Source organism: Paenibacillus sp. 3LSP, assembly GCF_032465655.1.
GTDB classification, from domain to species: domain Bacteria; phylum Bacillota; class Bacilli; order Paenibacillales; family Paenibacillaceae; genus Fontibacillus; species Fontibacillus barengoltzii.
This window is the reverse complement of sequence record NZ_JAWDJI010000045.1, coordinates 24,346-40,501: the sequence shown is the minus strand read 5'-3', so window position 1 is coordinate 40,501 and position 16,156 is coordinate 24,346. Positions and strand designations below refer to the sequence as shown.

General features: G+C 51.1%; 14 protein-coding genes. 5 read left to right on the top strand and 9 right to left on the bottom strand.

What is annotated here, in order from left to right; genetic code table 11:
• Positions 1-68 precede the first annotated feature (68 nt).
• Both RW092_RS02495 and RW092_RS02490 read right to left on the bottom strand, forming a co-directional pair.
• Positions 69-533, bottom strand: a complete 465-nt coding sequence (locus tag RW092_RS02495; protein WP_016313208.1) for a Dps family protein — start codon at positions 531-533, stop codon at positions 69-71.
• Positions 534-791: 258 nt separating this feature from the next.
• On the bottom strand, positions 792-1,172 hold the full coding sequence (locus RW092_RS02490) for a DivIVA domain-containing protein (protein WP_016313209.1): 381 nt from the start codon (positions 1,170-1,172) through the stop codon (positions 792-794).
• A gap of 201 nt (positions 1,173-1,373) precedes the next feature.
• On the opposite strand from RW092_RS02490, the gene RW092_RS02485 reads away from it, so the two are divergent.
• Complete coding sequence (locus RW092_RS02485; protein ID WP_028539018.1) at positions 1,374-2,333, top strand: MraY family glycosyltransferase; 960 nt, start codon at positions 1,374-1,376, stop codon at positions 2,331-2,333.
• 139 nt (positions 2,334-2,472) lie between these two features.
• Here RW092_RS02485 and RW092_RS02480 read toward each other — a convergent pair whose 3' ends face one another.
• Positions 2,473-2,700, bottom strand: a complete 228-nt coding sequence (locus RW092_RS02480) for a twin-arginine translocase TatA/TatE family subunit (protein ID WP_009226252.1) — start codon at positions 2,698-2,700, stop codon at positions 2,473-2,475.
• Between the two features lie 160 nt (positions 2,701-2,860).
• Between RW092_RS02480 and ytaF the strand changes: the two genes are divergently transcribed.
• The 3 genes from ytaF to RW092_RS02465 all read left to right on the top strand — a co-directional run bounded on the left by ytaF (position 2,861) and on the right by RW092_RS02465 (position 4,891).
• Positions 2,861-3,478 (top strand): sporulation membrane protein YtaF, encoded by a 618-nt coding sequence (gene ytaF, locus RW092_RS02475; RefSeq protein ID WP_009226251.1) that lies wholly within the window; start codon positions 2,861-2,863, stop codon positions 3,476-3,478.
• A gap of 128 nt (positions 3,479-3,606) precedes the next feature.
• Complete coding sequence (locus tag RW092_RS02470) at positions 3,607-4,548, top strand: hypothetical protein (RefSeq protein WP_316009425.1); 942 nt, start codon at positions 3,607-3,609, stop codon at positions 4,546-4,548.
• Positions 4,549-4,645: 97 nt separating this feature from the next.
• Positions 4,646-4,891 carry an NHLP leader peptide family RiPP precursor gene (locus RW092_RS02465; protein WP_009226249.1) on the top strand — a complete coding sequence of 82 codons (246 nt, stop codon included), beginning with the start codon at positions 4,646-4,648 and terminating at the stop codon, positions 4,889-4,891.
• Positions 4,892-4,934: 43 nt separating this feature from the next.
• Here RW092_RS02465 and RW092_RS02460 read toward each other — a convergent pair whose 3' ends face one another.
• The 6 genes from RW092_RS02460 to RW092_RS02435 all read right to left on the bottom strand — a co-directional run bounded on the left by RW092_RS02460 (position 4,935) and on the right by RW092_RS02435 (position 15,594).
• Complete coding sequence (locus RW092_RS02460; RefSeq protein ID WP_127575334.1) at positions 4,935-6,854, bottom strand: sensor histidine kinase; 1,920 nt, start codon at positions 6,852-6,854, stop codon at positions 4,935-4,937.
• A gap of 271 nt (positions 6,855-7,125) precedes the next feature.
• Entirely contained in the window at positions 7,126-8,445 is a 1,320-nt protein-coding gene (locus RW092_RS02455; protein WP_316009424.1) for an MFS transporter, read from the bottom strand.
• An 88-nt stretch (positions 8,446-8,533) separates the two neighbouring features.
• Positions 8,534-9,685, bottom strand: coding sequence for a winged helix-turn-helix domain-containing protein (locus tag RW092_RS02450; protein ID WP_316009423.1), 1,152 nt, complete (start codon positions 9,683-9,685; stop codon positions 8,534-8,536).
• Between the two features lie 132 nt (positions 9,686-9,817).
• Positions 9,818-13,051, bottom strand: coding sequence for a cellobiose phosphorylase (locus tag RW092_RS02445; protein WP_316009422.1), 3,234 nt, complete (start codon positions 13,049-13,051; stop codon positions 9,818-9,820).
• Positions 13,052-13,087: 36 nt separating this feature from the next.
• Complete coding sequence (locus RW092_RS02440) at positions 13,088-14,431, bottom strand: glycoside hydrolase family 30 protein (protein ID WP_085169349.1); 1,344 nt, start codon at positions 14,429-14,431, stop codon at positions 13,088-13,090.
• 158 nt (positions 14,432-14,589) lie between these two features.
• Positions 14,590-15,594 (bottom strand): LacI family DNA-binding transcriptional regulator, encoded by a 1,005-nt coding sequence (locus RW092_RS02435; RefSeq protein ID WP_016313217.1) that lies wholly within the window; start codon positions 15,592-15,594, stop codon positions 14,590-14,592.
• A 248-nt stretch (positions 15,595-15,842) separates the two neighbouring features.
• Here RW092_RS02435 and RW092_RS02430 point away from each other — a divergent pair, with 248 nt between their 5' ends.
• A complete protein-coding gene (locus RW092_RS02430) occupies positions 15,843-16,139 on the top strand; it encodes a hypothetical protein (protein WP_016313218.1) in 297 nt (98 codons plus the stop codon).
• Positions 16,140-16,156: the final 17 nt, after the last annotated feature.

The window sequence follows — 16,156 nt, the reverse complement described above, 5'->3', positions numbered from 1 at the left end:
ATGTTAAAAAAGACCTTGCCCAGCAAGCCATCTTGCTGGGCAAGGTCTTTCATGTATTCGACAAGAACTTATTTGCCGAGGTAAGCGTTCAGCATCCAACGATGTTTCTCCAGCGAGGAGACGATACCGAGCAACAGATCACTTGTTGCTTCATCTTCTGCTCTTTCTGCCGCTTCCATGCCTTCCTTCAGCTCGCTGTCCAATTTTGCAAAGTCCGCCACGACGGCTGCTACCATTTCTTCAGCACTTTCCTTGCCGCTGGCTTCGGTGATGCTGGCCGTCGCTAGGGCTTCACGCAAAGTTGCAATCGGGGTGCCGCCAATGGCCAACAATCGTTCAGCAATATCATCAATATAACCAGCCGCTTCGTCATAAAGGGCTTCGAATTTCTCATGAAGTGTAAAGAAGTTCGGACCTTTTACAAACCAGTGGAAATTGTGCAGCTTCGTATACAGGACCGTCCAGTTTGCGATTTGCAGGTTCAGTTGTTTCTGAAGTTCTTGATTTGCTTGGGTTAAGGTTTGGTTTGCCATTGTGAATTCCTCCATTCAACATATGAAATATTTAACGTACCATTGTGACAGTTACCTAAAACTTGAACTAAATTAAATTTAGACTAAATCTAAATCTTGTTTATATCATACCACTCCACTTTTAGATATGCAACCATCATTTTCATGAATATTGCATGAAATACCAACCAACATCAGGTTTATTCTGTACCTCTTTTCCCTTACCTATGCAAAAAAAAAAACGAACCGGTAGTATTCTCCGGTTCGGTTCAACTCCATTTACCGCTCGCCGCGCAAATGCAGCTTAAATTGCTCCAGGCTTCGTTCCACTTGGCGAATGCCGTCCTCCACCAGTCTGCGGTCCACCGCATTTTCCATGTCGAAGGAAGGTCTGCGGGCCAAAGCCTTCTTCTCCTCTTCCCAATACGCTTGCCGACGCTGGATTTCTTTATATTTGTCCAGCAGATCGGTAATAATATCGTAGAAGCGTTCATAATCAACGATAATGTCATCGAGGAAGCGGTCAACTTCCTCCTTATCGTAGCCCCGCATTTTGGCGTCAAAATCTTTTTCGTGAATGGAGAGCGCATCCAGCTTGATTCCTAATTGTCGAAACAAGCTTTTCTGGTCTTCCAGCTTGCGCGCGTAATCGTCTTGCATTCCAAATCCCTCCGTACCTGCCTAAAAGGTTATCCAGCGCAGTTAATCTGCAAAAGCAGTCGTATCTACTCTAATGTACCACATTATTGCCCTTTCGTTCATCTCCACGTTAGGATGCGGGTGATACAAGTATTCGACATTGTCCCGTTTTCTTTTTATAATAGTCAATAGCCTGAGTCTAACATCTGGTGGTGAGTAGCGATTTTATACTTATGTACTTTTCTGTTATCGTTTCTGATCGTGTATTTTCTGATTCCCCCGCTCGGCAAGTTGGCCTTCCGTCTGGATTTCGTGGACAAACCCCGAGCGGACGTCGAACGCAAGATCCATCGTCAGCCAATTCCGCTTACAGCCAGCTATGCGATATTTGCCGGATTCTTTGTTGCATACCTGCTGTTCACGCGCAACTTCTCCTGGGAGACGGGAGCATTGTTTGCAGGCGGAGTGCTATTGCTGGCCATTGGGACCGTCGACGACTGGTACAAAACGAAAGGCAAAGACTTTCCGGCACTGCCTAAACTGATCGTTCAAGTGTCTGCTGCGGTGCTCGTTTATGCATCCGGCATCACCTTCAGCGGCTTCGTGAATCCCTTTAGCGGCGACTATGTCCTGCTGCCGGCATGGCTCCAGTTTATCTTAACGATTCTCTGGATCTTTGGCGTCACCACCGTCATCAATTTCTCGGACGGACTGGACGGTTTGGCCGGAGGATTATCCGCGATCTCGGCCGTGACGCTGTTTGTAGTGGCATTAACCAAAGGGCAGACCAACTCGGCGATGCTTTCGGTTGCCTTGATCGGGGTGACGCTGGCCTACCTGCGGTACAATAAACCGCCAGCCAAAGTCTTTATGGGCGATGCGGGAGCTACGTTCCTTGGGTTTATGCTTGCGGTAATCGCATTGGACGGCGCATTCAAGCAGGCTACCGTCCTGTCCCTGTTTATTCCGGTGCTGGCCCTTGGCGTACCGATTTTCGATAATCTGTTTGTCGTGATCAAACGGATGCTGCAAGGAAAATCACCTTACGTCGCCGATGCCAGCCAAGTCCATTATCGGTTGCTTCGGGCCGGATTAAATCAGAAGCAGGTGGTTATGTTCCTGTACCTGATCAGCACCTGTCTGGGACTGTCGTCCATCATTCTGCTGCTGTTGCAAGTCTAACGAAACGAAATGAAAGCGAACGGCCTTCTAGTCGTTCCAACCCAAAAGCGCGTGCCCGGTTCTTCCCGGTAGCACGCGCTTTGTATTGTACGGAATCCCCCACAAAAAAAGACCCCAAACAGGGTCTTTGTTAATGGCATCAGGATGATTTATTCGTATCTGCAGCGGGTTGAACTTCCGCTTTCTGCGGCTGCTCGTCTTCGAGAATGTCCCCACGTGCGCCTCTCTTAAACTCCTTGAGCATCGTGCCAAAGCTGCGCCCTAATTCCGGCAGCTTGCTGGGACCAAATAACAACAATGCTGCGATAACTAGAAGCAGCAAGTGAGACGGACGCAACAAGTTTTCAAGCACATTTATCACTCCCATCGAGTATCCTTGTGGACATTATACTACTTTCTTGAATACAATGGAAACCCTTTATCAACCGTTCCGGGTGTCTCAGCAAACAAGATGATGCTAGGCCATAAACCATTTCCCTCTTCTGGGCATATGCTGTGTCATCATGTATTGCAAAGGAGCGAACATCATGGGTTCTTACAGTCTGTTGGCCGTCATCGCCATTGGACTCGCGTCCAACTTGGATAATGCGGGAGTCGGTATCGCCTATGGAGTACGAAAAATCCGCATTCCTTGGTATTCCAATCTGGCCATCGCCGCCATTTCCTTTTTGGCCACTCTGGTGTCGGGTTATTTCGGAAGCTGGTTATCCTCGTGGGTCCATCCCTGGATCGGACAGTTGCTCGGAACGATTGTGATCGTTGGGGTTGGTGTATGGGTGCTGTTGCAGCCATTTCTGGAGAAGAAGAACATTTCGATTCAGGAAGAGGATGATGTCAATCCGCTGACCCGCCTGCTGCGCAATCCTGAAGAAGCAGATAAAGACAGCTCCAAATCCATCAGTCTTGGCGAATCGATTGTCCTCGGGATCGCTTTAGCCATGAATGCGCTGGCCGGCGGCTTTAATGCCGGTATCACCCAACTGAACATCTGGTATACTTCGCTGTCCGTTGGTTTGTTCAGCTACCTGTTGCTGGCCGCATGCGCCGGTCTGGCCGAGAAGGTCGCCGCAGAGAAATTTGGGAATCGGGCCACCGTCATTTCCGGTCTGCTGTTAATTCTCATCGGCATTCATCAACTTTTCTAACCTTTACTAAAGATAAGGCAAAGCCCCTCGCATCCTAAGGGGCTTTGCAAGAGTTTCTAGCAAACTACCTTGTCTACAAATTTTCCTATATAATGAAGAGGATGGTTCCTATAAAGGAGGTTCGATTTGTGAACTGGAATTGGTTTCATAGCTATGAAAAAGATTTAGAGGCGGCTTTCGATCAAACTGAGAAGGTTCTATCCGAGCTGCCGGAAGAATTCCGAGGACATGCTCTCAATTATTTGGGGAAATTTCACGCGTTAAAAAAGTCTGGCTCCCAGAACTACATATGCTATTTACTTCCATTCTGGATGCAGGAGGCTGCCGGTGCCAAGCCAGAGCTTAGCCGCGAGTTGACCGCAGCCATGATCTTGGTCATGCTGCATTACCATTTAATCGATGAAGTGATGGACAATCCAGAGGCAGGGGACAAGTGGAGGTTGCCGCTGGCGAATTTGCTTCAGCTTGAATTTTCTCGGATTTACGCCGCCTTGTTTACTTCCGAATCCCCGTTTTGGAGTTATTACCGGAAGTATACTGCCGAATGGGCAGAAGCCGTCTTGCTAGAAAATCAACATGACTTCTTCCAAGACAATCCGGTTCGTATTGCGCATAAAGCCTCCCCTGTGAAGCTGTCGGTGGCGGGCATGCTGCTCCTGACCGAACACGACCAACTGATTGCTCCTTTCGAATCTGCCGTGGATGCCGTGCTGGTGACGCTGCAGATGCTGGATGATTGGGAGGATTGGGAGAAGGATTTGCGAGAAGGAAGCTATAACTCTCTGATTTCCGTTGTACAGCATGAACTGCAGATTCCTTCCGATCGCAGACCTACACCGGATGAAGTCAAACACGCGTTGCATGTTCGGGATATCCTGTTCATTTTTGCCGAACGAACGGATCAGAACGCAGCGATATTAGAGGCGAACGCCCCGGGTCTAACGCACCTGCACGAGTTCCACGATTATCTCCGAACCAATCTCCGCCAAGGAGCTGAAAGTTTAAAAGATGAACGAAATTTGCTAGCCCAGGGCGGTTTAGCCTATTGGTTGGCGAATCAGAAGATCTAAACCTAGCAATCAGAAGATCCTATCCTAGCGTTCTGGCGAATTCCATGTTATAGTAATAAGGAAAATATAACTATTTTTACTTAGAAAGGGTGATCTTATGACATCAGGAGCGCTCCTTCAAACGCAAGTTGTGGAAAAAGCTTGGCAAGATCCTAGCTTCAAAGCGAAGCTGCTTGCCGACCCGAAAGCTGCGATCCAGGAGGCACTCGGTGTAGTTCTCCCGGATCACATCAAAATTAAAGCGGTCGAGGAAAGCACCGACGAATTTTACGTCGTATTGCCGCCTCAACCGGAGAAAGTTGTCATGAGCAAAATTAAACCAGCAGGAATCTGGGGCGAATAACCCCTTACGATCTTCGCTAGCACCCGAGCAGGGGCCGAACGACTTATCCCAAAGCATACTCCTCCACTTGAACGGAGGGGAAGCGGATAACGACTTCGGTCCCTGCTCCTTTTTTGCTCGTAAAATGAATTTGACCGTTCATTACTTCTATAATCCGGAACGTCACCATCAAACCTAGGCCTGTGCCCTTCGTTTTGTTAGAGAAATATGGCTCACCCAGGCGAGCCAGTACTTCTTCGTCCATCCCCTCGCCGTTGTCCTTGATATGGATCACCACATCATCGTTTTCTTCATAGCTCCAAATTTGGATGTCCCCTTCGCCCCGAAGCGCTTCGATGCTATTCTTGATGATATTAATAAATGCTTGCTTAAATTTAGAAGAATTGCCGCGCACATATAGATTTTTAGGAATATGAACTGTGATCTTGCCCCCCTGCAGGTTTGCCAGAGGGATCAGGATCCCTTCGATATGAATAAATTCCTCCAGCACGTTCAGCGTCGTCACCTTGCCGCCCTCCGGCTTGGCAAACGTGAGGAAATCCGTAATAATCGCCGAAGCGCGATCCAGCTCTTCCAACGCCATGCTTAAATACACCTTGTCCGAATTCTGCTGCTTCTCAACTAGCAATTGCAAAAAACCTCGGGTGACCTGCAACGGATTGCGGACCTCGTGGGCGACCGAGGCGGCTAATTCACTGATGATCTCCATCTTCTCCGAACGCTGCAGCTCGTTATTAAACATCTCCAACTGCTTGGAGTATTCCACGACTTGCCTGTGATTCTCTGCAAATCTTCGGCCCAGGATGATAATCAACGAGGTCAGGAAGCACACGATACCTAATTTCCACAAAAATAGCTTATAGTACCCGTCGTAAAAGTAATACCAAATCAATTCACCTGCGGATAGCAGCGTAAACGAGAGGACCCCGGCCAGAAAGATCAGAGCCTCTTTGTTCCCTTTCGCCACATAAACGGTTAAAATGCCCGCCAAGATCAGAAACTGCGCGATAATGAGATAACCGGCAAATTGAGTCGTAATGAGCTTATAGATATCATAGTAACGATTACCGGACAACTCGTTGGCTAACAGCAACAGGATGCAAAGCGCGGAGAAGGCCACAAACACTTTGCGCGAGCGCCGAATTAAAGCAAAATAACCAGGACCAAAGATTTTTTCAAAGAAAAAGATAAACGAAGGAAGCAGAATAAATAAAGCCAAGTCAAACATGACCACCAGTATTCTGCCCGCCGTCGTATAGTCAAACAGCCAAAAGACAAACGGTGAATACGTCAGCACAAGCAAGCCGCTGGAGAAAATGACCGCGCACAGCGAGAACCACATCGGCATATTCACATATTTCAGAAAAACCGAACAGAACAACATAATTACCGAGATGAAAATCAGCGTGCTGCCCAAAATTAAGTCGGTGATGTTGCCGCGTACAAAGCTCTTGATCAATTCCTGGTTATTTCCGATCCGAATCGGATCAAAGATCCCGATGGTATTTGTCGTTGAGGATACGCCGATATACAGCGTCTGACCCGAATTTTGTGGAGATACCGGTACCAGCACACTATTGATACTAAAGTTAAACTTGCGCTGGGATTCGAATACTTTCGCTCCGTCCAAATTTACCGTAATGTGTTTACCATATATTTTATCGATCAATACGACCTGGGAATTTTCGGTGATTTGAGGAAGGATGATTTTGATCCACTGAACACTACCCTTCTCCGGCTTCACCGGGCTCTCTTCTCCCGCGCTTACACTCGTCCAGCCGTCCAGTGCCTCTAGCCATTCCTTGCTCGGATTGGGATCCAACTGATCCGTCCAAGTGACCTGCCAGTTTCTAATTTGCTGTACCTCCGAGCCCACTGCACTCGAATTACGAAAAATAATACCGTAAAATGCAGCAATGAATATGACAAACAAGACGACAAATCCTTTGATCAAAGACTTCATTAGACACCTCTGGAGATATTCTAAAGTGTTAACCCGGTTGACGCGCCTCAGTTCGAAAGGATCTGAGTAGGGCTACTTTATACCATTCGATTAAAATCTCGCAATAACCTTCAATTTATGGAAATAGTGATAATTTTTTTTAGAAGAGACGTGCCACAGTTATTTTACCGTGGATAACTAGTTTTATCTATGAATAGTTTTAATTTTCTATCAAAAAAAAACGCAGGAGCTGTCTCCTGCGTTTACAATGTTCGCCTTCCGGCGAACAGATCTATATTCCCTCTATTGCTCGGTTCGCGTCACTTTGCACAACGGACACTTCTTCCGAACGCCACAGTACTTTCCCCAACGTGAGCACCAACAAGCCAAGCGCTGCGATGACTCCACCTAAGTATATGAAAGATCGGCCTGGTCCGATCCATTCGACCAGAAGTCCTCCGAGTAAAGGAGCTACGAGCATCACTAAGCCCAGCAGGGAGGTTTGGATACCAAAGACACGGCCGACCATGTCCGCTGGCGTTTCTTTCTGCAAGCAGTAATTAAACGTGACGACCACCAGCCCATTGCCGACGCCTAATCCAAATCCCAGCAACAGGATGGGACCTGCCGAACTCCCCGTAGGAAGCAAGCCCAGACCGCCGACGGCCATTCCAATCAGCCCGTATCCGGCACTGAATTTCCAGGCATAACCCGCCGCCCCCTGATTCCAACGGTTAAGCACCGCTATGATCAACACAGCACCCATTCCCGCCGCAGCAACCATCCAACTGAGATAAGCCTCCTTCAGAGGGGCAATTTCCCGAAATAGGCTGGTGAATTGAAAATCGATCATTTGGATCGCTGCCGTCGCGACAAAACCAAACAGAAGAGTTACTAGTAAAAGCCGGGTTTTCAGGATAAAACGTAAGCCTTCGATCCACATGGTACGGAGGGACGTATCTTCAACCGTTTCCAGAGCCGAGGAGGAAGATCGACCAGGATTTCGTCCGGCCTTCTGGAATTCAACTTCCGCCTTTTTGATCGTGAGCAGGATCAGCAATGAAAACATCCGAAAGCAAACATTCAGTAGAATGCACCATTCGGGGGTTAACAGGGCTAGTGCGAACCCGCCAAGCAGCGGACCGGCGATTTTAGAGCCCTGGTTGACGAAGCCGTTCAGCGAGGTCGCTTGAAATAGCTGATCTTCCCGAACGATCCTGCGCGTCAATGATTGCTGGGCGGGAATTATAAAGGTAGAGAGCGTTGCGCGCAACGTTAACACCGGAAGCAACCACAGCATGTTCGGAGAGAGCAGAATCATCAGGGTGAGTGCCGCTGTCAGCAGATCGCAAAGTCGCATCAGCTTCAACTGATGGATGCGGTCGGCGACCACGCCGGCAAAGGACCCAAGCAGGACACTGGGTAGAGCGTTGGCTACGGGGATCAGCGCTAGCATAAGCGGTCCAGCCTCCCAGCGGTATCCCACCAGCACCTGAATCGCCAGCATGTCAAACCAATCGCCAAATGTCGCCGCCGTATATGCCGCATAAACGCGCGTAAAAGTTTTGTTGCGAAGCAGACCCGCAGGCCCGGCCTGTACATTACCTGTCATGATTATTCCTCCAACCAACCTAGTTTCGTATCAACTAAGATCAATGTAGCGGAGGAATGTCAGAAGAATATCAGAGCGACTTCCCAGATCAAGCTAACTGTTCACGGATGACCGCATCGAGCCCAGCCGACAAGCGGGTTGCGCCTATCCGATCCAGTTCTAGGTTGTATAATTCCAGGTATTTTTGCTGCAATGCTAAGGGGGGCGGGAACATGGCGAAAACATTCACGATTCGGTATAGGGAGTGTAATCGAAGCGGCACGAAGCCAGACCGTTCCAGCACCGTCAGCCCTTCGTCCAGCTGCTTTTCCGCCTCCGTCGATTCCCCTTTCCGCTGTAGCCACAACCCTTTTACCACCCTATAACTGCCGATCTCTCTTAAGAAGGGTTTCTCGTTCAACATCCCATTTTCTACGGCATCCGCCAGCTTCGCAATTTGGGGCTCCGGTGATCCTGCCACCACATGAGCCAGCATCTCAGCGATCGTGGTTTGCGGGATGAAGCTGTCGTAATTCAAATCTGCGATGACGCGATAACTGAAGTTCACACGTTCCAGCGCTTTGTTCGGCTTACCGGCCAGCGTATAGACGTCCAAAATCGTCAGAATCTCCATCTCCCTATGATAAGGGGGCGGCAGCAACTTCAGGGCAAGCACGCGCTCGCATACCGGCAAGGTCTGCTCCGGACTCTTTGTCAGGCAGAAGAACACCAGCAAGTAGAACAAGCGGTCCCGCAAAGGGGCTTCGCTCTTATTTAAGAGCCAGTCCAAATCGCCTTGAACAAACTGAATGTACACCGAGTAGAACGGGTCCAGTTGATAACCCAGCACATCCTGTTGGCGCGCCAGCGTCAGCATCGAACGCCCTTGGCCATAGAGCTGGTATTTACTGAATAGGGCTCGCATCGTCTCATGCAGCTCCGGGTCCGCTAAGGTTGGAATGACTCCCTCTGCGGGATGAGGAACCGGAAGCACCAGGCTGTAGCCTAAGCCCCGAACGGTCCTGATCTCCAGCCCATGGATAGGCTTTAGCTTTTTGCGAAGCCGGTAGATATGGTCGTCCACCGTACGTTCGACCGGGTATTCCAGAGGCCACACCTTGTCCAGCAGTTGCTCTCGGGTAAATGTCCGGCCAACGTTACGGTACAAGAATTGAAACAGCGCGAACTCTTTCGGTAACAGCTCCACCGTAAAACCCTCCGCGGTAATCTCGAATCGATCGCTGTTGATGTCTAGATGCATCGCTGGTTCCTGCCTTCCCCGTAAATGATGACCTAATTATATCATCTACACGCATAAAAAAGACGCCGGACAAACGCAAGGCATCGCTGCCTGCACTCATCCGGAGTCTCCTTGAACCTAGATGATCTCCCGCTAGACTAAATCTGCTTCAATTCGCCGCACCTTGCCGCTGCGAACCTCCTCAGCGATCTCGCCGTCGATTACGGAGCCGTCAATCGCAAGCTCCGTTCCATCGTGCTTCTGCACCACCAACCGGCGAATCGCTGCAGCATCCGGGCCATAGGTATCCTTCTTCTGCGGGTTACGATAGACGACCTCCGTCGTGCCCAAGAAGCGGAAGGATACCTCGCCTTGCGCATCAAAGAGCCAACCGGGCAGGCGCGGATTCAGCGCAAGCCGGAGCTTGCCTTCATGCAGGCGGAAGATCCGTTTCCCCGCCATCATCGTCATCCACATGCTGAGGAACTCGGCGGTGGATCCGCTAAGCCGGGCGACATACCCGCGGCCATGGGTATCCGGATCCGGATTTACGCTCGTCGCGATAAAGGAGGAGTTCTCCAGCGTGCTGCGGCCATACACTGCCGGATCGAGGAACGGAATGAACGAGGTGCGAAGCTCGGAGAAGAACTCCTCGGTCAAACCGCTCTTAAGCAGCGCCAGTAAGTACTTATAGCTCATATGCAGGAACACCGATTCCCGTTCCAGCCACCCCGGCGTAAAGGCGCGAATGCGGCCGATCTCATGGGTCTCCGTATCTAGGCTGACGGAGGTTTTATACATTTGAAGCTGGGTGTCGAACAAGTCGCTGCGGCGAATTTGCTCATAAGTCCGCTTGGCTTCGTTAGGGTCCTCAACCGTCTTCAACCATCGAGCAGGACCTTCCAGGAAATGCGGCAGCGGGCGCACGGTAAATTTCTTCACGACCGCCTTCGGCAGACCGTATCCGCTGATCACCGGGTTTCCTTGGGCATCGGTCACCGGCTCAAATTCCGCCGCTTCGTAGGCGAAATACGTAGGTGTCACGCCGCCGCCCAGTCGGATCGCCTCCCGGATGCCGCGCTCGATCTGCTCCAGCATGCGATCCGCCAGCCGTCCGATCGCCTGAAGCTCCAGCGGAGATTCCGTCCCGCTGATCCCGAAACGAATAGCATCCCGGTATTTCTCACGCGCCGTCGTCACCTGATCCCAATAGTCAAACGCCTCCAGGCTCCCTGCCAAACGCGCTTCCAGCAGCCTTTCCACTTCGCTGAGCAGCGCAGCAACTTCCTCGGGCACTTGCACGACTAGGTCGTTGCCAGCGGCTACAGCTTCAGTACAAACTTCCTGAACGAACTTCAGCAGCCGCTTTAACTCAAAGGTTTCGCTCATCCCCGAGCCAAACAGCCCAGGCAAGCCGTTCATCGCATCGTTCCATCCCGGCTTGTTCGCTTCCATCTCCACGCCCATGCCAAACGGATCTAAGGTGGCAAATTTGACCAGTCCCAGCGACAACAGCTTGACGAACAAGGTCGTTCGGTAAATTTCACCGCGGCCGTGTTCGGTTTTTAGCCAGTTGGTGCTCTTGAGTGTCAAGCCGAATTGGGCCATCTTCTCTTCATCGTGCACCAGCGATCCGTATTGGCGTACTTTACCGCAGCTGATGACATATTTCTCACTGCGCGGCAGGACGCGGGCCGGACTGTCGAAGTACGTATACTCCCGTTCTCCAAACAGCAGCTGTTCTTTACGATCTGGAAAAATATCAAGATAACTGTCAATCAAGTCCATATTGTAAGTCCAATGGTCCGTCCAGTAGCCTTCTCCAAAAGAGGCTTCAATTTGCTGTTCAGCGAGCGACAGCACGCCGGTCAACAGCTCATTCTCCTGTACAAACAGCCTTACGCCACGATGATTCACGAGCGAAATCAGCTTGCCCGGAGTAAACGATCCCAAGCACAGAGCAGCCAGCTCCTCTCGATGATCGGCCGCCGCCTTCTCCAGGAAGGCGGATAGCTCTGCCGCCCGTTCAGCCGGAACCCGGAAGGTAGTGCCTTCCACGCCCAGCGGATTATAACCATCTGCCTGTATCAGGCTGAAGAACGTGCGGATATTAAACGTTCCAACCCGAGGATTAAAATAGACATCGTTGCGCCGGTTTTGGTTGGCATCGCGGAAATTGCCGTTGCCCTGCGAATAATATTCCGGCGCGATCGAGAAGAAGTTGTAGTCCCGCTCCAGATCCCCGTGCTTCCGGGAATACAAGTGAACCACGAACCCTTCCCGGCCATTCTCGAAAATAAACGGATACCCGCCGCGCAGAAAATTGTCCAGATAGCTCTGCCGGCAATAAGCATCAAACAGCGGCAGAGCTGTTTTCGTGGCGATGTCTGCGGTCAAATCCTCGGTTAACTGGCTTGCCTCCGCATGCTTGTGGGAAATGTAAGCCGGGTTGGCAATCTCGGCCGCCTTGCGATTTAACCGTTCCACGCTTTCGATATGCCCGATCAACGTGTAAATGTGGCGGCTTTCGCCGGGGGCAAGCTCGGCAGCAAATGCCGAAAATCCGCAAGGCACCTTATTGGTACAATACTGCGGTGCCGCCGTTAATGCGGCCAGCGGCTGCTCGGCAAAACGGTCGGGATACGCCAGCGACGTATTATCGCCGAAAATCACCGCAAAGTCGGCTATCGTCTGCAGCAGCTTCCCGTCTTCTCCAAAGGTGAGGTAGAAATGTCCGCTTTGCACCTCGCTCACTTCGGCCTCATCATGGGTGCTGGAACGGACCCGATAGAACGGAATCCCATTCTCGATATTGTCGACCTCCATCCAGCTGCGTAGCAAATTCCCGATTTCCTTGTAGCCGGCGTTCTCTACCCCGTACGGAAGAATCTCCGGCATCCCATCCAGCATTTCTAGCTGCACCGGCGTTCCGGAAATATTCGTAACCTCTACCTGACGGGCCAGTGCCGCATAATCATCATTAGGAACCTGAAAATAACTCACCTTCACCCGCAGCCCCTGCGCTTCATGGGTTTCCTCAATCGTCAGCTCATTGGTCAAAATGTGCATACGGCGAACGGCTGACGCATCAGGGAAGGCACTTTGGAACGGCTCATAGATCCCCGCTTTCCCTGCGGTTTTGATAAACGTCCGGAAGCCTTTCATCGCAACCGATTGATACGTAATGCTGGCCGGGGAGAATTCCATGATCGGGCTGTTTTTGTCCCGGATCCCGAAGCTGCAGACCGCCTGCCCCCGGTTCACATAAAACGTCCACATTGGAATCCCCTTCAAGCCGGCAAGGCCGGGAAGGAAGCTGGAGAACGGCTTGGCCCGGTCAAACTGCTCGATCACGAACGCCTTTCCCTCAAAAGAATAATTCGACATAAGGACTATCCCTCCGTTCATTAAATAAGGATGTAACTAACCTTGGATGATATAGGTCGCAATCGAATGCGCCGGCAACGTTTCGCTTGCAGCCTCACCGCCGAGCTCCAGGGCAAACGGCTGCGCTACATCACTTTCGTTCTGCACGACAACCGTAATGCTGCCGTCTGGATTACGGAACGCAGTAGCCAGCAAGTCCGGAGCTTGGGCTTCCAAGCCGATGCGGGTAGCTCCCGGTTTGATATATTTACTGAAATGCCCGATGTAGTAGTACGAGCTGTTGTAGTGAAGGGTATCGGTTGTCGTATCCGCGATGATGGGCGCATCACACAGGTTGCCTACATGGTTCGGACCGCCCGTTTCATCCAGCACCAAATTCCAATCCAAGAACCCTTCGTTCCAATGGTTCAAGTCACCGATAATGTTCCGGCCGTAGCGTTCGCCGGTGAACCACTCGCCAAGCTTTACGCCGCCTTCCTGGCAGCCTTCCGTGAACAGAAGATGCTTGTCGGGGAACAGCTCATGCACTTTGCCAACGTTCTCGAACGCTTCGCTGACGTACCAGTGGAAGCCGGTGCCCCATACGTATTTCGCCGCTTCGGGATCGCTCAGTACGGCAGAGGCACGCTCAACCATAATATCCCGATTGTGGTCCCAGATGAGAATATGGACGTCCGACAGGCCTTCCCGGTGCATCACCGGACCCAGGTAATCGCGTACGAAATCACGTTCTTCCTCGCCACTGTAAATACAGGAATCCCAGGTTTGCACCGCCGCCGGTTCATTTTGTACCGTGATGCCCCAGATCGGGATGCCAGCCTCGCGATAAGCTTTGATGAACTTCGTATAATACAACGCCCACACCTCGCGATATTCCGGCTTCAGCTGGCCGCCGTGATTCATATCGCCGTTCGTTTTCATCCAAGCCGGAGGGCTCCAAGGAGAGGCCAGCATGGTGATGTTCTCCCCGGCAACTTTCGCCGCATCACGAACGAACGGGATCACCCATTTGTGATCGCGGGAAATATCGAACGTTTTAAGCTCCACGTCGCCATCCTCGATATACGTGTAGTTCTCCAGCGCGAAGTCGCAGCTGTGGATGTGCACGCGACCCAGCGTATATCCCAGCCCCTCCTGCGGATCGAAATACTTGCGGATCACTTCTTCCCGCTTCTGCGGGCTGATCCGAGACAACGTATAAGCGGCCGCTTCGGTGAACGCACCGCCAAATCCCATCACCGTTTGGTAGGTCTGCTCCGGCAGAACCTTCAGCTTCTGTTCCGTGCCAGCTGCTGCGCTGGATTGAACCGCCACTTCCCCTTGCGGCTGCAAGCGGTCGGCGGAATCACGCGAAGTGAGCACTTTCACCCATTTTGCCATCGTAATCCTCTCCTTGGTTTTTGATTTGGTGTTTCTGTAATCGATTTCAAAATCAACAAGAGCAGTACCGGAAAAGCGCGCCGATCTTCAATAAATCGAAGACATACAAGGAACGAAACCGGTTTCGATCTCTTGTAAAAAAATAGAGGCCGAGCGGTTTACAGCGATCGGCAAGAATCGCGAATAACCAGCTCTACCGGGATGACGCCTTGTTGCACGTCTTCCCCGCCTTCTATCGAATAGATTAACATGTCAGCCGCCCTGCTGCCAAGTACATCTGTATTTTGTCGTACCGTCGTTAACGCAGGAGTTAGATATTTCGCCATTTCTATATCGTCAAAACCTAGCAGCGAAATATCTTCAGGCACGCGCAAACCGTGCCGCTTGATCGCTATCATGGCCCCGACTGCCAAATTGTCGCCGGCTGCAAACACAGCTGTTGGCCGCTCGTCCGCCTGCAATAGCTCCTCCATCGCTTTGCTGCCGCTCTCTACGGTATAGTCGTAGCTTCCTTGTACGATATGCTGCGGATGAATCGTCAGCCCTAGCTCTTGCATCGCTTGCCGAAATCCGTTTAACCGCTGCTCACCAGCGAAGGTTGGACCGCCGCCGATATGCGCGATCTTCCGGTGACCCAGGGAATGCAAATATTTCACGGCCTGACGGGCGCCTTCTATATTGTCCGAGTACACCGTACTCTTGACGGAAGATTCCTGATCCAACAGCACGCAAGGAATATCCGACTCGAGCAACTCCTGATAATACGGATCGGTAGCATCCGGCAGCACCACAACCACGCCGTCAATGCCGCGGATTTTACAGTGTTCCAGATAACTGCTTTTCTTGCCGCCGATATCCTTGGAAAGAAACATCAGATCGTATCCCTTAGAAGTAGCCACCCGCTTGAAGCCTTCGATCACGCCGCCAAAAAACGGATGCAGGATACCCGCACCGGAAGGCTCAATAAACAGCACGCCAATCGTCCAAGAGCGTTTGGTGGTCAGCGAACGGGCGTGAGCATTGGGCAAGTAGCCAAGCTCGTCCGCAGCATCTAAAATTTTGCGGCGCGTCTTCTCACTGACATCGGAATATCCATTAAACACCTTAGATACGGTCGTAGGCGAAAAGCCGGTCTTTTGTGCAATATCATAGATCGTGATCAACGTTCTCATCTCCTCTGCCCGGATCCAAGCAGAGCTCGAAACCGGATTCACAGGCCATTGTAGCCGCAGGGGCGCTGGAAGTCAACCATATCAAGCGTTATGAGTCCTATTGGTCAGAAAAAAAAATCACAAGGCTCAGGAATGTCCTGAACCTTGTGATTGAGTTAAATTTGCCGGATTTGCTGAATTATTTTGGGGCAAACTTTTGGGGGAATCACAACTTTGAATAGGAAAGGCGCTGATCTGATATGGACGATGACAACAAAAACTCCGCGGACTTCGAATATGAACGTTACAAGCTGCTTCAGGAGTATCGCCCGGAGAATGACATTCCCTTCGATGACTTGCTGCCGCACGATACGCGAATTGTCCAAGGCATCAGTGAACCTAAAGGTACGGTCAACAGCGAAGATGATCCGTTTCCTGATGTACCCGATGCGGACGCGATCCAGAAGGACAGTCCCGTCGACCCGGTCGCTCCCGATCCAGATGCCATGCACGGCACCGATTTACTTAACGGCTTTGATGGCGACGAAACCGAATAAACCACACAACGTAAGAA